At 67.6% G+C, this 22341-nt stretch carries 23 protein-coding genes; 8 read left to right on the forward strand and 15 right to left on the reverse strand.

What is annotated here, in order from left to right:
* Nucleotides 1-310: 310 nt before the first annotated feature.
* The 4 genes from lptB to BMZ69_RS03870 all read right to left on the reverse strand — a co-directional run bounded on the left by lptB (nt 311) and on the right by BMZ69_RS03870 (nt 3489).
* Nucleotides 311-1123, reverse strand: coding sequence for an LPS export ABC transporter ATP-binding protein (lptB, locus tag BMZ69_RS03855; protein WP_092155466.1), 813 nt, complete (start codon nt 1121-1123; stop codon nt 311-313).
* A gap of 200 nt (nt 1124-1323) precedes the next feature.
* Nucleotides 1324-1980 (reverse strand): LptA/OstA family protein, encoded by a 657-nt coding sequence (locus BMZ69_RS03860; protein WP_244543197.1) that lies wholly within the window; start codon nt 1978-1980, stop codon nt 1324-1326.
* A 41-nt stretch (nt 1981-2021) separates the two neighbouring features.
* Nucleotides 2022-2702: an LPS export ABC transporter periplasmic protein LptC gene (locus BMZ69_RS03865; protein ID WP_092155042.1), complete on the reverse strand. Its 681-nt coding sequence runs from the start codon at nt 2700-2702 to the stop codon at nt 2022-2024.
* A 172-nt stretch (nt 2703-2874) separates the two neighbouring features.
* Entirely contained in the window at nt 2875-3489 is a 615-nt protein-coding gene (locus BMZ69_RS03870; protein ID WP_092155045.1) for a ribonuclease D, read from the reverse strand.
* 235 nt (nt 3490-3724) lie between these two features.
* Here BMZ69_RS03870 and BMZ69_RS03875 point away from each other — a divergent pair, with 235 nt between their 5' ends.
* From BMZ69_RS03875 to BMZ69_RS03885, 3 genes are all read left to right on the forward strand, one after another.
* On the forward strand, nt 3725-4153 hold the full coding sequence (locus BMZ69_RS03875; protein ID WP_092155047.1) for a DUF805 domain-containing protein: 429 nt from the start codon (nt 3725-3727) through the stop codon (nt 4151-4153).
* Nucleotides 4150-5352 (forward strand): succinyl-diaminopimelate desuccinylase, encoded by a 1203-nt coding sequence (gene dapE, locus BMZ69_RS03880; protein WP_092155049.1) that lies wholly within the window; start codon nt 4150-4152, stop codon nt 5350-5352. Before BMZ69_RS03875 ends, dapE begins: the two co-directional genes overlap by 4 nt.
* Nucleotides 5353-5417: 65 nt before the next feature.
* Entirely contained in the window at nt 5418-6005 is a 588-nt protein-coding gene (locus BMZ69_RS03885; RefSeq protein ID WP_092155051.1) for a hypothetical protein, read from the forward strand.
* A 7-nt stretch (nt 6006-6012) separates the two neighbouring features.
* Here the strand turns inward: BMZ69_RS03885 and truA are convergent, their stop codons facing one another.
* The 3 genes from truA to def form a co-directional block, all read right to left on the reverse strand.
* On the reverse strand, nt 6013-6750 hold the full coding sequence (gene truA, locus BMZ69_RS03890; RefSeq protein ID WP_092155053.1) for a tRNA pseudouridine(38-40) synthase TruA: 738 nt from the start codon (nt 6748-6750) through the stop codon (nt 6013-6015).
* A 157-nt stretch (nt 6751-6907) separates the two neighbouring features.
* Nucleotides 6908-7837 carry a methionyl-tRNA formyltransferase gene (gene fmt, locus BMZ69_RS03895; protein ID WP_092155055.1) on the reverse strand — a complete coding sequence of 310 codons (930 nt, stop codon included), beginning with the start codon at nt 7835-7837 and terminating at the stop codon, nt 6908-6910.
* A gap of 19 nt (nt 7838-7856) precedes the next feature.
* Nucleotides 7857-8390 (reverse strand): peptide deformylase, encoded by a 534-nt coding sequence (gene def, locus BMZ69_RS03900; protein ID WP_092155057.1) that lies wholly within the window; start codon nt 8388-8390, stop codon nt 7857-7859.
* Nucleotides 8391-8505: 115 nt separating this feature from the next.
* Here def and rmuC point away from each other — a divergent pair, with 115 nt between their 5' ends.
* Both rmuC and BMZ69_RS03910 read left to right on the forward strand, forming a co-directional pair.
* Nucleotides 8506-9690 (forward strand): DNA recombination protein RmuC, encoded by a 1185-nt coding sequence (gene rmuC, locus BMZ69_RS03905; protein WP_092155059.1) that lies wholly within the window; start codon nt 8506-8508, stop codon nt 9688-9690.
* Nucleotides 9691-9886: 196 nt separating this feature from the next.
* Nucleotides 9887-11128, forward strand: coding sequence for an MFS transporter (locus tag BMZ69_RS03910; protein WP_092155061.1), 1242 nt, complete (start codon nt 9887-9889; stop codon nt 11126-11128).
* Here the strand turns inward: BMZ69_RS03910 and BMZ69_RS03915 are convergent, their stop codons facing one another.
* From BMZ69_RS03915 to BMZ69_RS03935, 5 genes are all read right to left on the reverse strand, one after another.
* On the reverse strand, nt 11129-11638 hold the full coding sequence (locus tag BMZ69_RS03915; RefSeq protein WP_092155063.1) for an OsmC family protein: 510 nt from the start codon (nt 11636-11638) through the stop codon (nt 11129-11131).
* 46 nt (nt 11639-11684) lie between these two features.
* A complete protein-coding gene (locus tag BMZ69_RS03920) occupies nt 11685-12395 on the reverse strand; it encodes an ATP-binding cassette domain-containing protein (RefSeq protein WP_175506655.1) in 711 nt (236 codons plus the stop codon).
* Between the two features lie 160 nt (nt 12396-12555).
* Nucleotides 12556-13338, reverse strand: coding sequence for an ABC transporter ATP-binding protein (locus BMZ69_RS03925; RefSeq protein ID WP_092155067.1), 783 nt, complete (start codon nt 13336-13338; stop codon nt 12556-12558).
* A 9-nt stretch (nt 13339-13347) separates the two neighbouring features.
* Nucleotides 13348-14181 carry an ABC transporter permease gene (locus BMZ69_RS03930; protein ID WP_092155069.1) on the reverse strand — a complete coding sequence of 278 codons (834 nt, stop codon included), beginning with the start codon at nt 14179-14181 and terminating at the stop codon, nt 13348-13350.
* 20 nt (nt 14182-14201) lie between these two features.
* Nucleotides 14202-15173, reverse strand: a complete 972-nt coding sequence (locus BMZ69_RS03935) for an aliphatic sulfonate ABC transporter substrate-binding protein (RefSeq protein ID WP_210187989.1) — start codon at nt 15171-15173, stop codon at nt 14202-14204.
* A gap of 292 nt (nt 15174-15465) precedes the next feature.
* Here BMZ69_RS03935 and BMZ69_RS03940 point away from each other — a divergent pair, with 292 nt between their 5' ends.
* Both BMZ69_RS03940 and grpE read left to right on the forward strand, forming a co-directional pair.
* The gene (locus tag BMZ69_RS03940) at nt 15466-18276 is read left to right on the forward strand and encodes a [protein-PII] uridylyltransferase (RefSeq protein ID WP_280142061.1); all 2811 of its coding nucleotides are present in this window, start codon (nt 15466-15468) and stop codon (nt 18274-18276) included.
* Nucleotides 18277-18371: 95 nt separating this feature from the next.
* Nucleotides 18372-18992: a nucleotide exchange factor GrpE gene (grpE, locus tag BMZ69_RS03945; RefSeq protein WP_092155073.1), complete on the forward strand. Its 621-nt coding sequence runs from the start codon at nt 18372-18374 to the stop codon at nt 18990-18992.
* Between the two features lie 34 nt (nt 18993-19026).
* On the opposite strand, the gene BMZ69_RS03950 is transcribed toward grpE, so the two are convergent.
* The 3 genes from BMZ69_RS03950 to BMZ69_RS03960 all read right to left on the reverse strand — a co-directional run bounded on the left by BMZ69_RS03950 (nt 19027) and on the right by BMZ69_RS03960 (nt 21639).
* The gene (locus BMZ69_RS03950; protein WP_175506656.1) at nt 19027-19656 is read right to left on the reverse strand and encodes an alpha-ketoglutarate-dependent dioxygenase AlkB family protein; all 630 of its coding nucleotides are present in this window, start codon (nt 19654-19656) and stop codon (nt 19027-19029) included.
* Complete coding sequence (gene dapB, locus BMZ69_RS03955; protein WP_092155468.1) at nt 19656-20462, reverse strand: 4-hydroxy-tetrahydrodipicolinate reductase; 807 nt, start codon at nt 20460-20462, stop codon at nt 19656-19658. The genes BMZ69_RS03950 and dapB overlap by 1 nt, the downstream gene beginning before the upstream one ends.
* A gap of 205 nt (nt 20463-20667) precedes the next feature.
* Complete coding sequence (locus BMZ69_RS03960; protein ID WP_092155077.1) at nt 20668-21639, reverse strand: TIM44-like domain-containing protein; 972 nt, start codon at nt 21637-21639, stop codon at nt 20668-20670.
* 250 nt (nt 21640-21889) lie between these two features.
* On the opposite strand from BMZ69_RS03960, the gene BMZ69_RS03965 reads away from it, so the two are divergent.
* Nucleotides 21890-22132, forward strand: coding sequence for a hypothetical protein (locus BMZ69_RS03965; RefSeq protein WP_139218967.1), 243 nt, complete (start codon nt 21890-21892; stop codon nt 22130-22132).
* The last annotated feature ends 209 nt before the right edge of the window (nt 22133-22341 follow it).

The raw sequence follows: 22341 nt of genomic DNA on the forward strand, positions 1-22341 counted from the left end.
AAGCCCGTTTGGACATTCACCGAGCCCTCATTCTGAGGAGCCATTCCGTCAGGAATGGCGTCTCGAAGGATGCTCCAGATGCTTCCGGAGCTCGCTTGAGCATCCTTCGAGACGCGCCTGAAGGCGCTCCTCAGGATGAGGGCTGGAGTGTCCAAACGATCGCTTAGCCCATATCAATTCGGCACGGTTCTTGCCTGTGGAACAGACTAACCGCCGACTGCGACCGCGTCAAAGCCTTGGGCGGGCTTTTGCGCCGGGAAGTTAATGCACTGCAATATCGTCGGGCGAGGTGGTCGGAACGCCAGCCGCGTCAGAGGCGGAAATCCTCGCCGAGATAGACGCGCCGGACATCGGCATTGGCGATGATCTCGGCCGGCGAGCCTTCGGTCAGCACCCGGCCGGAATGGATGATGTAGGCGCGATCGACCAGGCCGAGCGTCTCGCGGACATTGTGGTCGGTGATGAGCACGCCAATGCCGCGATCGGTCAATTGCCGGACCAACTCCTGGATGTCGCCGACCGCGATCGGGTCAATGCCGGCGAAGGGCTCGTCGAGCAGAATGAAGGAGGGCCGCCCGGCGAGCGCCCGGGCGATCTCGCAACGACGACGCTCGCCGCCCGAAAGCGCGATCGACGGAGCCTTGCGCAGTCGGGTGATCTTGAACTCGTCGAGCAGCTTGTCGAGCTCGCGCTCGCGCTTCTTGCGGTTCGGCTCGACGACTTCCAGCACAGCCCGGATATTGTCCTCGACCGAAAGGCCGCGGAAGATCGAGGCCTCCTGCGGCAGGTAGCCGATGCCGAGCCGGGCGCGCTGGTACATTGGCAGATTGGTGATGTCGTTGCCTTCGAGCGAGATCACGCCCATGTCGGCGCTGACCAGGCCGGTGATCATGTAGAAGATCGTGGTCTTGCCGGCGCCGTTCGGGCCGAGCAGGCCGACCGCCTCGCCGTTGCGGACGTAAAGCGAGGCCTCGCTCACGACGTTGCGGGCGCCATAGGTCTTGCGCAGGCCGCTGACGGCGAGGATGCCGGCCCCGCCGACCGCGCTGGCGATGCGGCCGGGCTGCACATCGTCCTCCGCCGCCGGCCCGTCCTTGGCCCGACCGAAGAGCCTGGCGAACAGGCCGGGACGCGCCGCCGGCGCCTTGGCCGGCCGCGCCGGTTGGGGCTGCGCCTGCTGGGCAGCCTCGGGGGGAGGAGAGATGGATATGGTCACAGGAGAAAGCGCGAGCTGCTGGCGTTCGACATCGGTCCGCTCTGGTATGCGAGGCGTGCCGGGCTGGCAACGCCTTCTTGCAGCCGCCCCTGCCGCTAGGGAAAAGATCAGTTGGTCGGCGCGGCAGCCGGCCTGGCGCCTGCCTTGTTGTCCTTCTTGTCTTTGCCTTCATCGCCCGAGTTGGGCACGAAGTAACCCTGGACGCGTCCCTTCGAGGTCACGTTGGCGACGCCGGTCTGCGTATCATAGACGAGCTGGTCACCGCGCGTGATGTTCGGGCCGTCGTTCAGCGCGACATTGCCGGTCATGATCACCTTGTTGTTGGCACGGTCGAAGACCGCGTTGTCCGAGGTCGCAGCCTGGGTCTTGGAGACCACGGTGACCGGGCCGGAGCATTCGATCCGCTTGATCGCGCCGTCATTGCCCTGGCCCTGGCTCTGCGCAGCAGGCTGCGCCGGCCTCGGCGCGCCGCCCTGGCCACGGCCTTCATAGAACACCGTCATCACCGAGCAGCGCACGGTCGTCTCGCCCTGCACGGCGACGACATTACCGGAGAAGACCGCCTTATTGTCCTTGTCGAGCACGTCGAGCTTGTTGGCGTCGATCTTGATCGGCTCCTTGCTGTCGCCGCCCATGCCGCCGAAGGGCGAGCCAGGCGCGCCACCGCGGGCCTTTGCCGGCTTGGCCGCAGGCTGCTGAGCCAACGCCGCGGTCGAGAGGGCCGGCGCCATCAGGACCGTAAGAGCGAGAACAAAGAGTTTCATCGGTGACCTGTGGTTGACCTGCATGGTTCGATACGATGATCTCACGGCTTCGCTCCCGGACGAAGAGCGTCGAGGTTAGGCGTGCTGCCCTCGCGCTCGGGCCCAGCCAGGCTGCGCGTCGGCGCGTTCTCGATCACGACGTGGACACGCCCCTCGAAAGTGACGAGCGCGCCATTGTCCTTCACGTCGAGCGTGTCCGCGTCAACCGTGGTCGTGCCGAGATTGACCTTCACCGGCTCGCGCGACGTGACGGTTCCGGCCTTGAAGTCGACATCGGCGGTTCGCATGCTGACATCATAACCCGACTCGGTCCGAATCTTCACATCGTCGACCAGCTTCAGCTTCTCCTTGCTCTGGTCGAACAAGCCGCTACGGGCGTTGATGTTGATCCAGCCCTCGGACTTCATCTGCACCCGGGCCACCATCTTCACGAGCTCGATCTGCGTCGGATTGCGCACATCCTGCAGGGCCGACTCGGCCGTCACCTCGTAGGGGCTTTTGTCCTTGCGATAGCCTGCGAGCTTCGGCGCTTCCATCACGACCTTGCCACCGGACAGGCTGATCCCGCCAAGCGAGAAATCGCCGGCCTGACGGAAGGGATTGAGGAAGGGAACGACGATCAGGCCGACAACCGCGACCGAGGCCCCGATCGGAATCAGCAGCCGCAGCAGGCGCACGAGCGCGGAATGCCGGCGCGCCGCCTGGAAGGCCTTCTGCCGCATATCTGCCCGAATTGCCGACGGGCTGCGCGTCTCAGGAGATGTGATCGCCAAGGTCATGCCCGCCCATTGCCAGCCGCCGGCGGCTTTTTCATGTCGAACCGGCAAGCCGACGGGCGACCGCGACCGGTCCGGCGAACGCCAGACAGATGCCCCTAGCCCAAATACATCAACTTTACGTATGCGCGAAGATGTCGACTTCGGGCCAGCCGGCGAGATCGAGCTCGGCGCGGGTCGGCAGGAAGTCGAAGCAGGCCTTGGCGAGCTGCATGCGCCCCTCGCGCTCCAGCAGCACGTCGAGCCTGGCCTTCAGCGCGTGCAGATGCAGCACGTCCGAGGCGGCATAGCCGAGCTGGGCCTCGGTCAACGTGTCCGCGCCCCAGTCCGAGGATTGCTGCTGCTTCGACAACTCGACCCCGAGCAGTTCGCGGACGAGGTCCTTCAGCCCGTGCCGGTCGGTATAGGTGCGCACCAGCTTGGAGGCGATCTTGGTGCAGTAGACCGGCGTGGTGACGACGCCGAAGGCGTTTTCCAGCGCGGCGATGTCGAAACGGGCGAAGTGGAAGAGCTTCAACACGCTCGCGTCAGTGAGGATGCGGCAGAGATTGGCCGGTGCCGCAGCGCCCTTGGGGATCTGCACGACATCGGCGGTGCCGTCCCCGCGCGAGAGCTGCACCACGCATAGCCGGTCGCGCTGCGGGTTGAGGCCCAGCGTCTCGGTGTCGATCGCCAGGATCGGCCCCGGCTCGAAGCCATCGGGAAGATCGCCGCGGTGCAGACGAATGGTCATGCCCAAAACCTCGCTCGGCGGCGCCACGGCGCCGCTCAGTCAACTCGCCATCCGCCAGCCAGGCCGAATGGCCTCCTCGAAAATCCGGAGAACGTTTCGCAGCTAGCGGCGCGCACCGGCGCATTCAAGCTTTTTCTCTGCCAGAACAACCGGTTCGCGCGCATTAACCTTTTATTCACCATAAGCTTCATTCGGGCCCTCCGGCGTGCAAGGATGCAGAATCGGAGCTTGACCCATGTCCGCAATCCGCCTGTTCACCGATCTCGACGGCCGAATCGGCCTGCGCCAGTTCTGGCTGGGCAGCATCGCGCTTGCGCTCTGCCTGCTGGCGGTCCAGTGGGGGGCGTCGCAAGTCATGGACAAATACAGCGCAGCGAGAGTCGCCGCCTTCGCCAACGCCTTCGCCCTGTTCCCCTGGGCTGCGCTGGCGGCCAAGCGCGCCACCGACCGGGGCGGCTCGTCGCTGTTCGGCATCCTCCTGGTTTGCGCCATCGTGCTGCCGCGCGAGCTGCAGCCGCTGCTCGGCTATGCCTGGGCACCCTCGCTGACCGCGATCTCGACGATGGCCTGGCTGGTCGCGCTGGTCGACCTCGGACTGATGCCGGGTGTCGATCGCAATGCTCCGCTTGCGGAGCGCAAGGGCGCTGCTAAACCGGCTCGATGAGCCAGACCACACCCGCCTCCCTCGACTTCGACCCCGCCGATCCGGTCACCCTCACCCAAGCGTTGATACGCTGTCCCTCGGTGACCCCGGCGGAAGGCGGCGCGCTCGCGCTGCTCGGCGTCGTGCTGAGCGCGGAAGGCTTCAGCGTCGAGCGGCCGGTGTTCTCGGAGCCCGGCATGCCCGATATCGAGAATCTCTATGCCCGCATCGGCAGCGAGGGTCCGGTCTTCGTCATCGCCGGCCACACCGACGTCGTCCCGCCCGGAGACCTCACCGCCTGGACGCGTGATCCATTCTCAGCCGAGATCGAAGGCGGCGTGCTCTATGGCCGCGGCGCCTGCGACATGAAGGGCGGGCTCGCCGCCATGGTCTCAGCTGCGATCCGCTATCGCCGCGCGAACCCGGATGCGCCGGGCTCGATCGCCTTCCTCGTCACCGGCGACGAGGAAGGGCCAGCGGTCAACGGTACGGTCAAGCTGCTGGATTGGGCCGACCGGCGCGGCGAGCGCTTCGATCACTGCCTGCTCGGCGAACCGACCAATCCGGCGGCGATGAGCGACATGATCAAGATCGGCCGGCGCGGCTCGCTGACCGGCAAACTCACCGTCCAGGGTATTCAGGGCCATGTCGGCTATCCGCATCTCGCCCAGAACCCGATCCGCGGCATGGTCCGGCTGCTGGCAGCACTGGACGCAGCGCCGCTCGACGCCGGCACCGAGCATTTCGACCCGAGCAATCTCGAGGTGACGACGCTCGATGTCGGCAATCCCGCGACGAACGTGATCCCGGCGCAGGCACGGGCCGTGTTCAATATCCGCTTCAACGACCTCTGGACGCCGCAGACGCTGGCCACCGAGATCGAGCGGCGCCTGCGCGAGGCCGCCGGCAACACCGTGCGCTACGAGATCAGCTTCGAGCCGACCAATGCAGTCGCCTTCCTGACCCAGCCAGGGCCGTTCGTCGCGATGGTCGCGGACGCAGTAGAAGCCGAAACCGGCAAGCGTCCGGCGCTGTCGACCACCGGCGGCACCTCGGACGCCCGCTTCATCAAGAACTACTGCCCGGTGGTCGAATACGGCGTCGTCGGCCAGACCATGCACCAGATCGACGAACGGGTCGCCATTGCCGATCTCGTGACGCTGGAGCGGGTCACGCATCGCTTGCTGGCGACTTATTTTGCCGCCGCGCAGCACGCTTGACGGAACCAGCCCTGACGCGCACATTAGACAAAAGTCTAATGCCGTGACGTCCGGAGGGTTGGGCCATGAGGCTTGCTGCCGACGATGTGACGCGATCGCTCGCCGCCTCCTGGCGCCTGCTATGGGCCGACGCGAAAGCCCTGCCTGATCTCGATCTCAGCCGCGACGGGTTCTGGCGCTCCTATCTCGCGCTGGTGCTGGTCGTGCCCTCGATGATCCCGGCGCTGGCGGCGGAGCGAACGCTCGCCGGCCTCTCGAACAGCGGCAGCCTCTTCGATGCTCCCGGGCTGCTCGCCGCGGTCGTCACCACCGAGATACTGGCGGTGCTCGCAGTACCGGCGCTGTTGATCGGGATCGCCCCGAACCTCGCCCAGAATCCGCGCTTCACCGGCTTCATCATCGCCTGGAACTGGGCCGGCATCGTTTCGGCGGCGCTGATGGCGGTGCCGGCGACGGTCTTCGCGCTGGGCTGGTCGAACCCGGGCATCGCGACCTTTCAAACCCTCGCCTTCGCGACGATCGTGCTCAGGCTACGCTATTGCGTGGCGCGCGCCGCCTTCGGGACTGAGAGCGGCGTCGCCGGAGCGATCGCCTGCGCCAGCCTGCTGGCGGACTATGCGGTGATCAGGACATTCGGCCTGGCCGGGTTTTAGGCCAGGCTCAGTAGTCGACACCCGCGAGATAGAGCCCGCTAGGCGGCGCTAGCGCCGCGCATTGCGAGCGGTCGCGCGCCGCCAGAACCTTGCCGACCTTGTTCTCCGGCCAGCGCCCCATGCCGACCATCTTCAGGCAGCCGACCATGGAGCGGACCTGGTGATGCAGGAACGAGCGGGCATGGACATAGGCGACGATCTCGGCCCCCTCGCGCCGGCAGTCGAACCGGTCGAGCGTCCGCAGTGGGCTGTTGGCCTGGCATTCGGCGGCGCGGAAGGTGGTGAAGTCGTGATGCCCGATCAGCGCCTTGGCGGCACGGTCCATCGCCTCATGGTCGAGCTTGACCGGGACGTGCCAGACCCGGTCCGCATCGAGCGCCGGCTGCGCCCGCCGATCGAGGATGCGATAGATGTAATAGCGCCGCGTCGCCGAGATGCGGGCATCGAAAGTATCGGGCACCGCCTCGGCGCTCAGCACCGCAACCGGCAGGCGCTTCAGCCGCGCGTTGCTGGCGTCGCGCACGACATCGGTGCGCCACTCCTTGGCCAGATCGACATGCGCGACCTGATGAGTGGCGTGGACGCCGGCATCGGTGCGTCCGGCGCAGTGCAGGCGCACGGCATGGCCGCAGAAAGCTTCGATCGCCTCCTCGACGCTCTGCTGGACCGACGGCCCGTTGAGCTGGCGCTGCCAGCCTGAGAAGGGCGTGCCGTCATATTCGATGACGAGCTTGTAGCGAGGCATCAGCACAGGCTCCCGGTCCGCGCTCTCTCACGCGTCGTCGTCCCGGGCGACCGGAGGGAGACCCGGGACCCATGCCTGAACCGTTCCGGAATGGAGCCCGGATCTCCGCTGCGCTCCGTCCGGGATGACGGCGCGAAATGACAAAGCAGGAGCACGACTAGAGCTTCGATCCGGCGGACAAGCGCGCGCCGCGCAGGAACTCCTGGGCGCTCATCGGCCCCTTGCCGGCGCGCTGGACCTGGAGCAGTTTCACCGCCCCGACCGCGCAGGCGACCGTGCCCTCGTCGTCGAGCAGCGTGCCCGGCTCGGCGGCGCCGCCGGCGCGGGCGGTGCGCAGCAGCTTCAGCCGCTCCGGGCCCTTGCCGAGATCGACCTCGACGAAGGCGCCTGGGAAGGGCGAGAGCCCACGCACCACGTCATGGACCTGCTGCGCCGGCCGGTTCCAGCTCAGCTTGGCCTCGTCATTGCCGATCTTGCTGGCATAGGTGACGCCCTCCTCCGCCTGCGGCGTGAAGCGAAGGCCGCCGCGGCTGAGCGCAGCGAGCGCCCGGACCATCAGGTCAGCGCCAAGGCCAGCGAGCCGGTCGTGCATGTCGCCGGCCGTGGCGTTGCCGTCGATGGCCAATGTCTCGACCATGGCGACGGGGCCAGTATCGAGCCCCTCCTCCATCTTCATCACGCAGACGCCGGTTTCGGCATCGCCGGCCATGATGGCGCGCTGGATCGGTGCGGCGCCGCGCCAGCGCGGCAAGAGCGAAGCATGCAGGTTGAGGCAGCCGAGCTCCGGCACCTCGAGGATCGTCTTGGGCAGGATCAGGCCATAGGCGACGACGACGGCGACATCGGCGTGGTGCGAGGCCATGATCTCGGCGGCCTCGGCGTTCTTCAGCGTCTTCGGCGAGAACACCGGGATGCCGAAGCGCTCGGCCGTGACCTGGACCGGCGAAGGCCGCAGCTCCATGCCGCGCCCGGCCGGCGCCGGGGCGCGGGTATAGACCGAGACGACCTCGTGGCCCTGGCCAATGATCTCGGTCAGGGTCGGCACGGCGAAATCCGGTGTGCCCATGAAGATGATGCGCAAGCTCATGGTCTTAAGCTCCGGCCGGTCAGGCCGCGCTCTCCCGTTTCGCCGCCTTGGCAAAGCGCTTGTTGACCCGGTCGCGCTTCAGCCGCGACAGGTAGTCGATGAAGAGCACGCCGTTGAGATGGTCGATCTCGTGCTGCAGGCAGGTGGCGAGCAGGCCGTCGGCCTCGATCTCCCGCTCCTTGCCGTCGAGATCGCGATAGGCGACCCTGACCCGGGCCGGCCGCTCGACCTCCTCGTAATATTCGGGGATCGAGAGGCAGCCTTCTTCATAGGAGCTGAGCTCCTCCGAGCGCCAGGTCACCTCGGGATTGATCAGGACCATCGGCTCGCGCTGCTGCTCCTCGCCTTCCTCGGCCTTCTTCGAGACATCGAGCGTGACGAGGCGAACCGGCTCGCCGATCTGGATCGCGGCGAGGCCGATTCCCGGTGCGTCATACATCGTCTCCAGCATGTCCTCGGCGAGCTTGCGGATCTCCGGCGTGATGTCGCCGATCGGGGCGGAAACCTTGCGGAGCATCGAATCGGGCAGGATGACGAGGGGGCGGATGGCCATAGGGCGCTCTGGGACGTTTTCAGGAGTTGCCGCGACATAAAGCACTTGTGTGGAAGCGGTCAAACTGTTCCGCTTATGTTCTGGAATTGCCAGCCGAATCATGTAGGCTCGCGGGATGAACCAGATCGCCTTCGTCCTGCTGGAGCGGCCCGTGAGCTGGGCCGAGGCCGCCTTCGGCTTCGCCGGACTGACGCTCGTCCTCCTGGTGCTGGCGCTGCTCTCGTCCTGGCGCGGCTCGCGCCGGCGCGAGCTGGAAGCGGCGTTGGCGGCCGAGCGTGCCCGCGAGATGGACGACAAGGTCGCCGAGATGAACCGGCAGCAGGCCGAGCTCATGGGCCGCATGCAGACCATGGCCGAGATCCTCTCGACCCGGCAGGGCGATCTCGCCCGCATCATGGCCGAGCGGATGGACGGCTTGCGCCAGCAGGTCGGCGCCGGGCTGGAGCAGAATGTCCGCCAGACCAATGAGAGCCTCGGCAAGCTGCAGGAGCGCCTCGCCGTCATCGACAACGCCCAGAAGAACCTGACCGAGCTCACCGGCGAGGTGGTGACGCTGAAGGACGTGCTCGCCAACAAGCAGGCGCGCGGCGCCTATGGCCAGGGCCGAATGGAGGCGATCATCCGCGACGGTCTTCCCGCGGCATTCTTTGCATTCCAGCCGACGCTCTCGAGCGGCAAGCGGCCGGACTGCCTGATCACCCTGCCGGGCGACGGGCGCGGCCTCGTCATCGACGCCAAGTTTCCGCTGGAGAGCTTCACCATGCTGCGCGAGGCGCGCGGCGACGAGGCCAAGAAGCAGGCCTCTGCGCGGGTGCGCGCCGATGTCGGCCAGCACGTCAAGGACATCGCCGAGCGCTATTTCCTGCCGGGCGAGACGCAGGACATGGCCCTGCTCTTCGTGCCGTCGGAGGCGATCTATGCCGACCTGCACGAGCATTTCGACGACGTGATCCAGAAGGCGCACCGGGCGCGGGTGATGATCGTCTCGCCCTCGCTGCTGGCGCTGGCGATCCAATTGATGCAGTCGCTGGTGCGCGATGCCCGCATGCGCGAGGAGGCACGCGTCATCCAGTCGGAAGTCGGCAAGCTGCTCGACGATGTCCGCCGCCTCGGCGAGCGCGTCGACAAGCTCGACAACCATTTCCGCCAGGCGCAGGACGACGTCAGCCAGATCAAGACCTCGGCCGGCAAGGTCACCGGCCGGGCCGAGAAGATCGGCGCGCTCGAATTCGACGATGCCCGCCCGAACGAGCCGCAACTGCCCTTTGCGAAAGCAGTGAAGCTGAAGGCGGCGGAATGACGCGGCGCCTAGAGCATTTTCGAGCGAAGTGGACACCGGTTCGCGTGAAGAAAGTGCGATAAAACAAAGGCCTAGAGTAGTCCCGCGATTCGGAGAAACGCCGAACTACTCTAGCGCTTCTCCCGGCATGCCATGCCCAGATCACATTCCGGCGTTGAGTTAGGGGCTTCCCCAGACCGCGCCGGAGACCGCCGACTTGCTCGTTCAGATCGGAACGCTCATCGCCGCAACGAGCCTCGTGCAGCTCGCCAACGGCTTCTTCAACACGTTCCTGTCGCTGCGGCTGACGAGCGAAGGCTTCGGCGCGACGCTGACCGGCATCGTGCTCAGCGCCTATTTCATCGGGTTCACCGTCGGCGCCGTCTGGTGCGGGCAGGTGATCCAGCGCATCGGCCATATCCGCGCCTATGCCGCTTTCGCCGGCATGGTCGTGGTTGGGACAGCGGCGATGCCGCTCTTCGTCTCGCCGCTCGGCTGGACCCTGTGCCGGATGGCGATCGGCATCGGCTGCGTCGGCCTGTTCATCACCACCGAGAGTTGGCTCAACGCCAAGGCCCCGCCCGAACAGCGCGGCCGCATCTTCTCGATCTACATGGTCGGCACCTTCCTGGCGCTCGCCGCCGGGCAATTGCTGATCGGCAAGCTCCCGGTCGAGACCGCCACCCCGTTCAACATCATCGTCGCGCTGTTCGCACTGGCGCTGGTGATGGTCAGCACGACCCGCGCGGAAGCGCCGACGCTGCCGGCGGAAGCCTCATTGCCCTATGGCGAGCTGACCAGGCAGGCGCCGATCTCGGTGATCGGCTGCGTGATCGCCGGCATGATCAGCAGCGCCTTCTATGCGCTGTTCCCGGCCTGGATGGCGCGCAACGCCATTCCCCAGGAGACGATCGCGCTGTTCATGCTGGTCGCGGTTCTCGGCGGCTTCGCCTTCCAGGTGCCGGTCGGCCGGCTTTCTGATCGCGGCGACCGCCGGATCGTGCTGGCGGGGCTCGCGATCGGCTTCTCGGTGGCGGCCGTCGCCCTCGACCTCGTGCCGCGCCATCTGGGCGCAGTGCTACCCGTTGCCGCGCTGCTCGGCGGCTTCATGTCGACGCTCTACCCGGTCTGCGTCGCCCATGCGCTCGACCGGATGCCGCAGGACCGCGTCGTCGCCGTCAGCGGCCGGCTCATCCTGGTCAGCGGCATCGGCTCGGCGCTCGGCCCGCTGCTCGGCGCCCAGGTGATGGCGCGGCTCGACATCAACGGGCTGCTCTATTTCATGGCCGCGATCAGCGCCCTGCTCGCCGCCCTCGCCGCGTTGCGCATCCGCCAGCGCGCCGCGCCCGAACAAATGTCCGAGCGCCCCTTCGCGATCATCGACCCAATGACGGCGCCGATCTCGCAGGAACCGGAGGCGACGGAGGCGGATGGATCGCCGCGCCCGCTGCCGGCCTGATCAGGCCCGTGCGAGGTTGGCCGAGAGTTCCGGCTTCACGTTCAGCGTCTGGAAGACGACGCAATAGCGCTCGGTCAGCTTGAGCAAGCTATCGAGCTTCTCCTGCGGCGCGTCGGTCTCGACGTCGAAGGACAGGCGGATCGCCTTGAAGCCCACTGCGGCGTCCTTGGCGACGCCGAGCGTGCCGCGGAAATCGAGATCGCCCTCGGCGCGGACCGTGCCCTTCTTCAATTCGATCTCGAGCGCAGTCGCGACGGCCTTCAAGGTGACGCCGGCGCAGGCGACGAGCGCTTCGAGCAACATGTCGCCGGAGCAGAGCTCGGCGCCCGAGCCGCCGGTGGCCGGGTGCAGGCCGGCGAGCGCGATCGCGCGGCCGGTCTCGACCTTGCAGGCGATGTGCTGGTCGTCGAGTTCACCCCTGGCTCTCAGCGTGATCACCGCCGCATCGGGCGCCTCACGATACTTGTCTTTGAGCGGGGCCTGCAGAGCGCGCAGCGCGGTGACGTCCATGGCGTTGATCCCTAGCGGAAACTGTTCGCGGCCCTGTCTAACCGGTTCAGGCCGCCGCCTCCACCTCCGGCAGGGCATGCCGGACTTCCTTGTCGAGCGCCCGACGCAGTTCGCGGCGGAGCGCAACGAAACCGACTGAACCTTCCTCGCGCGGACGTGCCAGCAGATTGTCGAGGCTGAAGGCGACCGGCCCCGGCTGCTGCGGCAGGACGAGGATGCGGTCGGCCAGGCGCAAGGCGTCCTCGACCGAGCCGGTGGCGATGACGACAGCGGGGCGCCCCTGCGTACAGAGCTCCGGCAGGAAGGCGGCGAGCCGCTCGCGCGCCCCGGCATCCAGCGCCGCAAAGGGTTCGTCGATCAGCAGCAGGCGCGGCCTGGCCAGCAGCAGGCGGGCGATTGCGAGCCGCAGCTGCTCTTCCGGCGAGAGCGTCCCCGGCCGCTGCGTCGCCTGCGCGGCGAGGCCGACGCGGACCAGCACATTGGCGATCAGGCCCTCACGCTCGAACGGGCTCGCCTTCGGCAAGGTGAAGGCGAGGTTCTCGGTGAGATCGAGCCAGGGAAAGAAGCGCGGGCGGGCGCAGAGCAGGCCGAGCTCGGCCGTGGGTACCGCGCTCTCATCAGCCCGCAGGCCAGCGAACCCGCGCAGAGCCGCCGCCCGCACCTTGGGAGTGCCGAGCAGAGCGACGACCTCGCCGGCAGCCGGACGCGGCATATCGCTTTCGGGAGAGCGGGAGAGCGTGTGAAGATCAGCCGACATAACTGGCTCCATCCATAGATAAGGCGGAAGGAGCGCCAACGGCCTCAAGGCCGCCCGTCGTCCCGCGCTTTAGCTGCATTTGTTTCGCGCCCGCAAGCTGAGGCTCAAATCGGCGCGTGTCCTTTCATAAGGTCTAAGCGTCCGTTTTGTCAAACGCCGCCTACCACCACATCCCGGCGCTCTCGGCCGTCTTGTGCTGGCGCGGCTCGCTGTCGGTGAGCGAGCGGTCGAGCGTGCGCAGCGCCTCGCGCTTGGTCGCCTCGAAGGCCGGCGAAAGCCGGTCGCGCGGGCGTGTCAGCGGATTGTCGAGCTCGTCGAAGATGCGGCCTGGCCTGGGCTGCATCACCACGATGCGGTCGGCCAGCGTCACCGCTTCCTCAACATCATGGGTGACCATCACCACGGTCGGCCGGCTCTCCTCCCAGAGGGCGAGGAGATGGCCATGCAGGCTGGCGCGGGTGGTCGCGTCGAGGGCCGAGAAAGGCTCGTCCATCAAAAGGAGCTTCGGCCGGGTGACGAGCGCCCGGGCGATGGCAACGCGCTGCTGCTGGCCGCCGGAAAGCTCGCGCGGCCAGCGCGCCTCATAGCCGGCGAGGCCGACGCGAGCGAGCGCCCCGGTGACGAGGCGGTTGCGCTCCGCCGCGGGCAGATGGCTGAGGCCGAAGCCGGCATTGTCGGCAACCGAGAGCCAAGGCAGCAAACGCGGCTCCTGGAAGATCACGCCGACATCGGCGCGCGGCTCGGTGATGGCGGCGTCGTCGAGGAGGATGCGGCCCTCGCTCGGCCGGTCGAGCCCGGCGACGAGGCGCAGCAAAGTGGTCTTGCCGCAGCCGGAACCGCCGACCAGCGCCAGGATCTCGCCGGCGGCGACGGAGATGTCGATACCGGAGAGCGCGCGGGTGCCGTCGGCGTAGGTCTTGGAGAGGTGGTGGAAGGTCAGCATCGCGCGCCCTCAGAGCCTGTCCCGGGCGGTGTCCTGCCAGGCGAGGAAGGGGCGGGTCAGCGCGAGCAGGAGACCGTCGGCCAGCTTGCCGAGCACGGCGAAGGCGATGATCGCGGCGATGATGGTGTCAGGCCGGCCGAGCTGCTGGCCATCGACCAGGAGGTAGCCCAGGCCCTCGCTCGCTCCCATGATCTCGGCAGCGACGACGAACATGAAGCCGAGCCCGAGCCCACCACGCAATGCCGTGAACCAGTCGGGCAGGATCGCCGGCAGCAGCACGCGCCGGACCATGGCGAGCTTGCCGAGGCGGAAGACGCGGCCGACCTCGACGATCTTGCGGTCGATCGAGAGGATCGCGGCGGCGACGCCGAGATAGACCGGGAAGAAGACGCCGACCGCGATCAGCGCCACTTTCGAGGCCTCGAAGATGCCGAACCAGAGGATGAAGAGCGGCACCCAGGCGATCGAGGGGATGGCGCGCAGCGCCTGTAGCGTCGGGTCGAGCAGGCCGCGCGCCAGTGGCAGGGCACCAGTAAGGGCGCCCAATGCCGTGCCGACGGCGGCGCCGATGCCGAAGCCGGCTGCAACGCGCCAGAGCGTCGCTGCGGCATGGGTCCAGAGCTCGCCGCTGACCGCGAGCTGCCAGAGCGTCTTGCCGACCACGCTGGGCGGCGGCATCAGCCGGCCATTGGCGAGACCGGCCCGGACGAGGATTTCCCAGATGATCGCGAGAACGACCGGCAGCAGGAAGCCGGCAAGGCGCAGGCCCGTGCGCGAAGCCGGTCGCGCTTGCGGTGCGACCGGCTTCTCGGCAACGGCTTCTGCGATCTCGATCGTGCTCATCGGCCCGCAATCATGACCGCTCAGTTGGTCGCGGCAAAGCGCTTGTCAATCAGCGCGTCGACTGAGGCCCTGACGTCGGCATTGGCGGGCAGGACGCCGGCCTGCTGCAAGGCCAGGCCCGCGGCCAGGATCGTCTCGGCCTGGGCCGGGCCGATCGCGCTGTGGGTCAGCTCGGTACGGGTGAGCTGGCGCTCGATCACCGCGTCGGAGAGCTTGGTCGCCTCGACCAGCGCCTTCCTGACCTCGGCCGGGTTGGCGAGCGCGATGGCGCGCGCTTCCTCATAGGCCTTGAGCACCTTGCGGACGAGCTCGGCGTTCTTCTCGGAGAACTCCTCGCGGACATTGAGCACGCCCCAGGTGTTGTCGGCGGCCTTGCGATGGAAGAGCTTGGCGCCGGCCTCGACCTCGGCGGCGGCCATCATCGGATCGAGGCCGGCCCAGGCCTCGACATCGCCGCGCTCCAAGGCAAGACGGCCATCGGCATGCTGCAGCAGCACGAGCTTGACGTCCTTCTCGGTCAGGCCGGCCTCGGCGAGCGAGCGCACCAGGAAAATGTGCGGGTCGGTGCCGCGGGTGACGGCGACGCGCTTGCCCTTGAGGTCGGCGACCTTGGTCACCTCGCTCTTGGCGCCGGTGACGAGCGCGGTCCATTCCGGCCGCGAATAGACATAGATCGACTTGATCGGATTGCCGTTGATCCTGGCGATCAGCGCGGCGGCGCCGGCAGTCGAGCCGAAATCGAGCGAGCCGGCATTGAGGAATTCGAGCGCCTTGTTCGAGCCGGCCGAGAGCACCCAGCGCACCTTGATGCCGTCGGCCTCGAGCGCCTTCTCGAGGATGCCGCGATCCTTGAGCAGCAGGCTGACCGGATTGTAGGTGGCGTAGTCGACCCGGATCTCCTTCGGCGCCTGCGCCTGCGCCTGCGCACTGCCGAAGGGGAGCGAGGCTGCGGCGAGACCGGCGAGCACGGCGCGGCGGGTCGAGGCTGAGATGATCGACATGGCGTTCCCCTTCGAAGACTTTGCGCGAAGGGGTGGAGGCTGATGACCTCCGGCGCCCCCGCTTTAGCTGCACTTGTTTCGCGCCCGCAAGCTGCTGGCTCAAATCGGCGCGTGTCCGATTGATAGGTTCGATCGTTCTCTTTGTCAAACAAGACGCAGGATTGCGTGAGATCTATAGTTTCACACCATTTCTCTGTTTAATTATGTTTCCGCGCCTGGCCTCGTTCGTGCTAGGGATCGGGATATCGCCGCGTCTGCCGAAAGCCTCGAAGAGCCTCGTTCAGTGCCGCCCTCCCCCGACAAGCCAGCCCCACGTCTCGCCGAGTTCATCGACAATCCCACGGCTGCGGTCGGCAAGCTGGCGCGGCAGTTCGAGCAGGGCGATCGCGACGCCCTACGCACCGCGCTCATCAATGCGCTGCGCGACAATCTCGAAGAGGGTCGCCAGTCGGCACGGGAGATCCTGGCCAAGACGCGCAACGGCCTCTCCTGCGCCAAGCGCCTCTCGACCGTGATGGACAGCGTCGTCGGAAGCCTGCACGCGGCTGCGACGCGGCACTTCTACCCGGTGGAGAACCCCTCGGCCGGCGAGCGTATCGCCGTCGTCGCGGTCGGCGGCTATGGCCGCGGCACATTGGCGCCTGGCTCCGACGTCGATCTGCTCTTTCTCTTCCCCGACAAGCAGACCGCCTGGGGCGAGAGCGTGGTCGAGGCCATGCTCTACCCGCTCTGGGACCTGAAGCTGAAGGTCGGCCATTCCGTGCGCTCGGTCGACGACTGCATCCGCGAGGGCCGGGCGGACATGACGATCCGCACCGCACTGCTGGAAGCGCGGTTGATCTGCGGCGATGCAGCCCTGTTCGCCGATCTGCAGCGGCGCTACGGCACCGAGATCGCCGATGGCACCGCCGCAATCTTCACTGAGGCCAAGCTCGCCGAGCGCGAGAACCGCGTCGCCCGCGCCGGCTCGTCGCGTTATCTGGTCGAGCCCAACGTCAAGGACGGCAAGGGCGGCCTGCGCGACCTCAACACGCTGTTCTGGATCGCCAAATATTCCTACCGCGTCGACGATCCGGCCGAGCTGGTCGAGGCCGGGCTGTTCGATGCGCGCGAATTCGCGATGTTCCAGCGCTCGGAGGAATTCCTCTGGCGGGTGCGCTGCTGGATGCATTTCATCACCGGGCGGGCCGAGGAGCGGCTTTCCTTCGACCTGCAGCGCCAGGTTGCAGCCGCGATCGGCTATGCCGGCCGTAGCGGCCAGGCCCCGGTCGAACGCTTCATGAAGGCCTATTTCCTCGTTGCCAAGGATGTCGGCGACCTCACGGCGATCGTCTGCGCCGCGCTGGAGGCGCGCCAACAGAAGCCGCGCGCCAGCCTGACCAGCCTGATCGGCTCCTTCACCAAGCGCCGGCGCGTGCGCGCGCTCGGCCATCCCGACTTCACCCTGCAGGGCCAGCGCCTCGCCGTCATCGACGACGAGGCCTTCAAGCGCGACCCGGTCAACCTGCTGCGGCTTTACGAGATCGCCAGCCGCGACGATCTCGCCATCCACCCCGACACCAGCCGGCTTGTGACGCAGTCGCTCAGGCTGGTCACCCCGCAATTGCGTGTTGACCGCGAGGCCAACCGCATTTTCCTGGAGATCCTGACGGCACGGCGCTCGCCGGAAGCGGTGCTCAGGCGCATGAACGAATCCGGGCTGCTCGGCCGCTTCGTCCCGGATTTCGGCCGCATCGTCGCGATGATGCAGTTCAACATGTATCATCACTACACCGTCGACGAGCATCTGATCCGCTCGATCGGCATCCTGGCCGAGATCGACGCCGGCAAGCTCGAAGCCGAGCACCCCCTGGCGAATTCGATCTTCGCGACGATCACCAACCGGCGCGCGCTCTATGTCGCGCTGTTCCTGCACGACATCGCCAAAGGCCGGCCGGAGGACCATTCGGTCGCCGGCGCCCGCATCGCCCGCAAGCTCTGCCCGCGGCTCGGCCTGACCGAGGCACAGACCGAGACGGTGGTCTGGCTGATCGAGAACCATCTGGTGATGTCGACCATCGCCCAGAGCCGCGATCTCGGCGACCCCAAGACGATCGAGAGCTTCGCGGCGATCGTGCAGACGCTGGAGCGGCTGAAGCTGCTGCTGGTGCTGACCGTCGCCGACATCAAGGCAGTCGGCCCCGGCGTCTGGAACGGCTGGAAGGGGCAATTGCTGCGCACGCTCTATTACGAGACCGAGGTCGTGCTCGCCGGTGGCCATTCCGGGATCGAGCGCAAGGCCAGGGTCGAGCGCAAGCAGCAGGCGCTGGAGACACGGCTCGCAGACTGGACCGAGGGTGAGCGCGCCGCCTATCTCGCCCGGCACTATCCCGCCTATTGGCTCAAGGTCGAACCCGAACGGCAGGAGCAGCATGCCCGCTTCCTGCGCGAGGCGGAGATCGCAGGCCGCACCACCGCCACGAAGGTCGAGACCGACCAGTTCCGCGGCGTGACCGAGCTGACCGTGCTGGCACCCGACCATCCGCGCCTGCTCGCCATCGTCACCGGCGCCTGCGCCGCGGCCGGCGGCAACATCGTCGACGCGCAGATCTTCACCACCACCGACGGGCTGGTGCTCGACACGATCTTCGTCTCGCGCGCCTTCGAGCGCGACGACGACGAGTTGCGCCGGGCCGAGCGGATCGCGGCGGCGATCGAGCGCGCGCTCAAGGGCGAGATCAGGATCGCCGACCTCGTCGCCCAGCGCCGCGCCCCGCCGCCGCGCGGCGGGACATTCCAGGTCGCACCCGAGGTCATCATCGACAACGTCCTGTCGTCGCGGCACACGGTGCTGGAGGTCTCGGGCCTCGACCGGCCCGGCCTGCTCTACGATCTCACCACCGCCATCGGGAAGCTGAACCTCAACATCGCCTCGGCGCATATCGCGACCTTCGGCGAGAAGGCGGTCGACGTCTTCTACGTCACCGATCTCACCGGGGCGAAGATCACCTCGACCGGCCGGCAGCTGGTGATCCGCCAGGCGCTGCTCGCCGTGTTCAACCTGGAACTCGACAAGCCGGCTTCCAGCAAGGCCAAGGCCGTGGCCCGCGCTTGATTTCGCCGCGCCGAAGCCCGATATCGGCTGCGAAGCCGGTGTGCCGAAAGGCAGCGCCGCAATGATGCACGACGATCAACGATTGGGATGATGGAATGACGCAGAACCCTGCGAAGGACGATCCGAAGCCGGAAACCGAGAATCAGGACGTGGCCGAGACGACTGCGAGCGATACGCTGACGCCCAACCCTGTTGCTCTCGTCGAAGCCGAGCGCGACGACCTCAAGGACAAGCTGCTGCGCACCCTCGCCGAGATGGAGAACCTGCGCCGGCGCACCGAGCGCGAGATTTCCGACGCCAAGGCCTATGCGGTGACGAGCTTTGCCCGCGACCTGCTCGGCTCGGCCGACAACCTGCGCCGCGCACTGGAAAGCGTGCCGGAGACGGCCCGTGCTACGGCCGACACGGCGCTGAAGGCGGTGGTCGAGGGCGTCGAACTGACCGAGCGCGAGCTGCTGAAGACGCTCGAACGCCACGGCGTGCGCAAGATCGATCCGCAAGGCGAAAAATTCGACCCGAACCTGCACCAGGCGATGTTCGAGGCGCCCGACGCCAGCATCGCCAAGGGCCTGGTCTCGAAGGTGGTGCAGACCGGCTACAAGATCGGCGAGCGCGTGCTGCGCCCGGCGCTGGTCGGCGTCTCGGCCGGCGCGCCCAAGCCCGCCAACGGCTCGGAGAGCCCGGCGGCCGATGCCGGCGACAAGCCGGCGAACTGACAGGTGCTTGACGCGGCGGATGGACCCGCTTGGTTCATCCGCCTGCTGACGGCTTCGTCACCCGCCGCATGGTCAGGTTGATCCGCCCTGCCTGTGGCAGCAGGCTCGACGAGCCCGCGAGGATGCGGTCGATGCCGTGATAGGCCAGCCGCGCCTCGCCGCCGAAGGCGAGCGCATCGCCGGACGCCAGCTTCAGTGAGAGCGTCTTGCCGCCGCGGCTCGTGCCGCCGATGCGGAAGACGGCGGTGTCGCCGAGCGAAAGCGACAGCACCGGCGCGTCGAAATCCTGCTCGTCGCGATCCTGATGCAGGCCCAACTTCGCTGATGGCTCGTAGAAGTTGACCAGGCAAGCCTCGGGCGGGTGCGGATAGCCCGCCAGTTCTTCCCAGGCGCGCAAGAGCCGCGCCGGGATCTTTGGCCAGGGCGCGCCGGTCTCGGGATGCAGCGGCTGATAGCGATAGCCACGCTCGTCCGAGACCCAACCGAGCGAGCCGCAATTGGTCATTCTGACCGAGAACGGTTTTCCGGTCTTCGGCATCCGCGGCACATAGAACGGCGCCTGCCGTGCCGCCTCGCGCAGTTCCGCGACCAGCGCCGCCTGCTCGGCCGGATCGAGATAACCCGGCCAGTGCGCCACGCCGGGCGCGACGGCGAGCGCAGCCATCAGAACTTGTCGAGGCCGAGCACGTCGGCCATCGAATAGAGCCCCGGCTTGCGACCGCGGCCCCAGAGCGCCGCCTTGACCGCGCCTTGCGCGAACAGACTGCGATCCTCGGCGACATGGGCGAGTTCCAGCCGCTCGCCGGCGCCGGCGAAGATCACCTTGTGGTCGCCGATCACGGTGCCGCCGCGCAGCGCGGCGAAGCCGATCGTGCCAGGCTGGCGGGCGCCGACCTGGCCGTCGCGCACCGCGACGCGGGCCTCGGCCAATTCAACGGCGCGGCCCTGCGCCGCCGCCTCGCCAAGCAGGACGGCGGTGCCCGAAGGCGCATCGACCTTCATCCGGTGATGCATCTCGACGATCTCGATGTCCCAGTCGGTGCCGAGCGTCGCTGCGACCTTGCGCACCATGGCCGCCAACAGGTTGACGCCGAGGCTCATATTGCCGGAGCGGATGATCGCGGCATGGCGCGAGGCCGCTTCGAGCTTGGCGAGGTGCTGCGGCTCCATGCCGGTGGTGCCGGCGACATGGACGATGCGGGCCTGGGCCGCGAGCCCGGCGAAGGCGACGGTGGCCTCCGGCGTGGTGAAGTCGAGCACACCCTCGGCCTCGACGAAGGCGGCGAGCGCATCGTCGCTGACGAGGACGCCGCTGGCAGGCAAGCCGGCGAGCACGGCGGCATCCTGGCCGAGCGCGGGCGAGCCCGGCCGCTCGATCGCGGCGGAGAGGACGCAGCCCGGCGCGTCATGGATCGCTTTGACCAGCGTACGGCCCATCCGGCCGGCGGCGCCGACGACGACGAGACGCATGTCGCTCATGGTGAAACGCTCCAGATAGCCAAGGCACGCCGACTATCGGCGCCAGCTTTCGTTTATCGCATTTTCGTCACGCGAACCGGTATCCACTTCGCTCGAAAAATGCTCCAGACATGCCTATAGGGCGCTTCGCCGGTCGCCGAAACGAAAAACGGCCGGGCAAAGCCCGGCCGTCTAGATATCGGGTGCCGTGACCGGCCTACTCGACCGGCTGGATCGCCGCGACCTTCCACTCGCCGCCGCGCGAGCGGACGAAGGTCCAGTGCTCGATGACCTCGCGCGGGATGGTGGCGTGGCCCTCGACGACCTTGCCGCCATTGCGCTCGACCATGGCGGTGAGCAGGCTGAAGCGCATCGCGACCGTGGCGTACTCGTAGCCGTCCTCGCGCCAGGATTCGGCAAGGTCGCCCTGCAGCAGCTTGACCTCGGCAGCCTTCTCGATGAGGCCTTTGCGCGCGTTTTCGGCGAACTCGTCCTCAAGCGCTCCGGAGATCTCCGGCGTGGTGATCTGGCGCAGGCGGGCGATGTTCTCGTCGGAGATCGCGGCCTGGACCTCGGTGAGCAGGCGCTCGAAGCTGCCGTAGTCGGCGCCCTGCAGCTCGAACTCGACTGGCTTGACGGCAGCAGCCGCGGCAGCGCCGCCGCCAAGACCGCCCATGGCCGGAGCCGCCGGCTGCGGCTGATAGGCCTGACGGCCGAGCGGGCCACCGGCGCTGGCGAGCTGCGGCTCGCTGCGGCGGCGAAACAGGCGCAGCGCCAGCCAGATCAGGCCGCCGATCAGCGCCACCTGGAAGAGCAGGCCGAGCATTCCGGCGAGACCGCCGAAACCGGCACCCGAGAGCAGACCGAACAGGCCAGCGCCGAGCAAGCCGCCGGCGACGCCCATCATCAGGCTGCGTGCCATGGACGGGCGGGCGGCCTGTGCGGCGGCACCGGCCGCTGCTCCGGCAGCCGGCGTGGCGGCCGAAGTGCCGGGGGTCTGAGCCTGGTTGCGCTGGAACGAAGAGCCGGGCGCAGTCGGCGTCGGCGCGACCTGCGACTGGCTGCGCGAGCCGCGGCTGCCCATGCTGCGGCCGCCCGGAGCGGCCTCGGCGATGATCGGCACCAGCAGCAGCGCGCCGGCGATGAGGGCGATTGCACGTCCACGACGGGCGAGCGAAATCAGTGACATGGTTCCTCCCGGAGCCGGGATCGGCTCACTGGACCCGAAATATGGTCGGGTCGTACGACTTTCGCAAGGTGGGAGCGGCCTGCAACCTTCGGCGAACGAGCCCTGACAATGTTGGGTTGCCGGCTTCATTATGCTATCGTTTCCGTCTCGTTACGCTTCCCGAGGCGAACGACAGGAGCGAGCCATGGTCCGATCCCCTCGGAGGCTACCGTGCTCCGGCGCCGCTGCGCTGCTGTTGTCGGCAATCTTCATGACAATGTCGTTGCTGCTCGGGCTGCCCGCGACGGCTCAGGAACGAGCCGTCGCCCTCGACAAGCCGCGCCTGGCGCAGGCGCCTGAGCCTTACTGCTATTGCTGGAGTGACGGTAAGAAGATCGCGGAAGGCAGCATGGCCTGTATCCGCACCACCATGGGCCGCCGCCTCGCCACCTGCGGCCGGGTCACCAACCTGATGTCCTGGGAAGTGACCGAGAACCCCTGCCCGGAAAGCTGAGCGGCCGGCCGGCTCACCGCCCGTCCGACGAGCCCAAAGGAAAAGCGCCGCAGGGCCTCTCCCGCGACGCTTCCCAATTGGCTTGTGGTCTTTCGACTTGAGACTGACTTCCCCGTCAGAACGCTCCGATCACGATCGCCAGAACCAGCGCAAATGCCGCACCCATGGCCAACCGGTCGAGACTTAGCGCGAGGTTCATGTGAACCCTC

The sequence above is a fragment of the Allobosea sp. CRIB-10 genome, from assembly GCF_900112185.1.
Taxonomy (GTDB): Bacteria; Pseudomonadota; Alphaproteobacteria; order Rhizobiales; family Beijerinckiaceae; genus Allobosea.

Coding starts and splice junctions, on each gene's coding strand:
- BMZ69_RS03950 (WP_175506656.1), bottom strand. CDS start 19,656: ATGGCTGCGCTCGCCGTCGCGCCCGGCGTGGCGCACTGGCCGGGTTAT.
- BMZ69_RS03925 (WP_092155067.1), bottom strand. CDS start 13,338: ATGCTGACCTTCCACCACCTCTCCAAGACCTACGCCGACGGCACCCGC.
- dapB (WP_092155468.1), bottom strand. CDS start 20,462: ATGCGTCTCGTCGTCGTCGGCGCCGCCGGCCGGATGGGCCGTACGCTG.
- BMZ69_RS03920 (WP_175506655.1), bottom strand. CDS start 12,395: ATGTCGGCTGATCTTCACACGCTCTCCCGCTCTCCCGAAAGCGATATG.
- BMZ69_RS03960 (WP_092155077.1), bottom strand. CDS start 21,639: ATGTCACTGATTTCGCTCGCCCGTCGTGGACGTGCAATCGCCCTCATC.
- BMZ69_RS03870 (WP_092155045.1), bottom strand. CDS start 3,489: ATGACCATTCGTCTGCACCGCGGCGATCTTCCCGATGGCTTCGAGCCG.
- dapE (WP_092155049.1), top strand. CDS start 4,150: ATGAGCCAGACCACACCCGCCTCCCTCGACTTCGACCCCGCCGATCCG.
- truA (WP_092155053.1), bottom strand. CDS start 6,750: ATGCCTCGCTACAAGCTCGTCATCGAATATGACGGCACGCCCTTCTCA.
- BMZ69_RS03965 (WP_139218967.1), top strand. CDS start 21,890: ATGACAATGTCGTTGCTGCTCGGGCTGCCCGCGACGGCTCAGGAACGA.
- BMZ69_RS03875 (WP_092155047.1), top strand. CDS start 3,725: ATGTCCGCAATCCGCCTGTTCACCGATCTCGACGGCCGAATCGGCCTG.
- fmt (WP_092155055.1), bottom strand. CDS start 7,837: ATGAGCTTGCGCATCATCTTCATGGGCACACCGGATTTCGCCGTGCCG.
- rmuC (WP_092155059.1), top strand. CDS start 8,506: ATGAACCAGATCGCCTTCGTCCTGCTGGAGCGGCCCGTGAGCTGGGCC.
- BMZ69_RS03865 (WP_092155042.1), bottom strand. CDS start 2,702: ATGCGGCAGAAGGCCTTCCAGGCGGCGCGCCGGCATTCCGCGCTCGTG.
- grpE (WP_092155073.1), top strand. CDS start 18,372: ATGACGCAGAACCCTGCGAAGGACGATCCGAAGCCGGAAACCGAGAAT.
- BMZ69_RS03860 (WP_244543197.1), bottom strand. CDS start 1,980: ATGAAACTCTTTGTTCTCGCTCTTACGGTCCTGATGGCGCCGGCCCTC.
- def (WP_092155057.1), bottom strand. CDS start 8,390: ATGGCCATCCGCCCCCTCGTCATCCTGCCCGATTCGATGCTCCGCAAG.
- BMZ69_RS03915 (WP_092155063.1), bottom strand. CDS start 11,638: ATGGACGTCACCGCGCTGCGCGCTCTGCAGGCCCCGCTCAAAGACAAG.
- BMZ69_RS03930 (WP_092155069.1), bottom strand. CDS start 14,181: ATGAGCACGATCGAGATCGCAGAAGCCGTTGCCGAGAAGCCGGTCGCA.
- BMZ69_RS03885 (WP_092155051.1), top strand. CDS start 5,418: ATGAGGCTTGCTGCCGACGATGTGACGCGATCGCTCGCCGCCTCCTGG.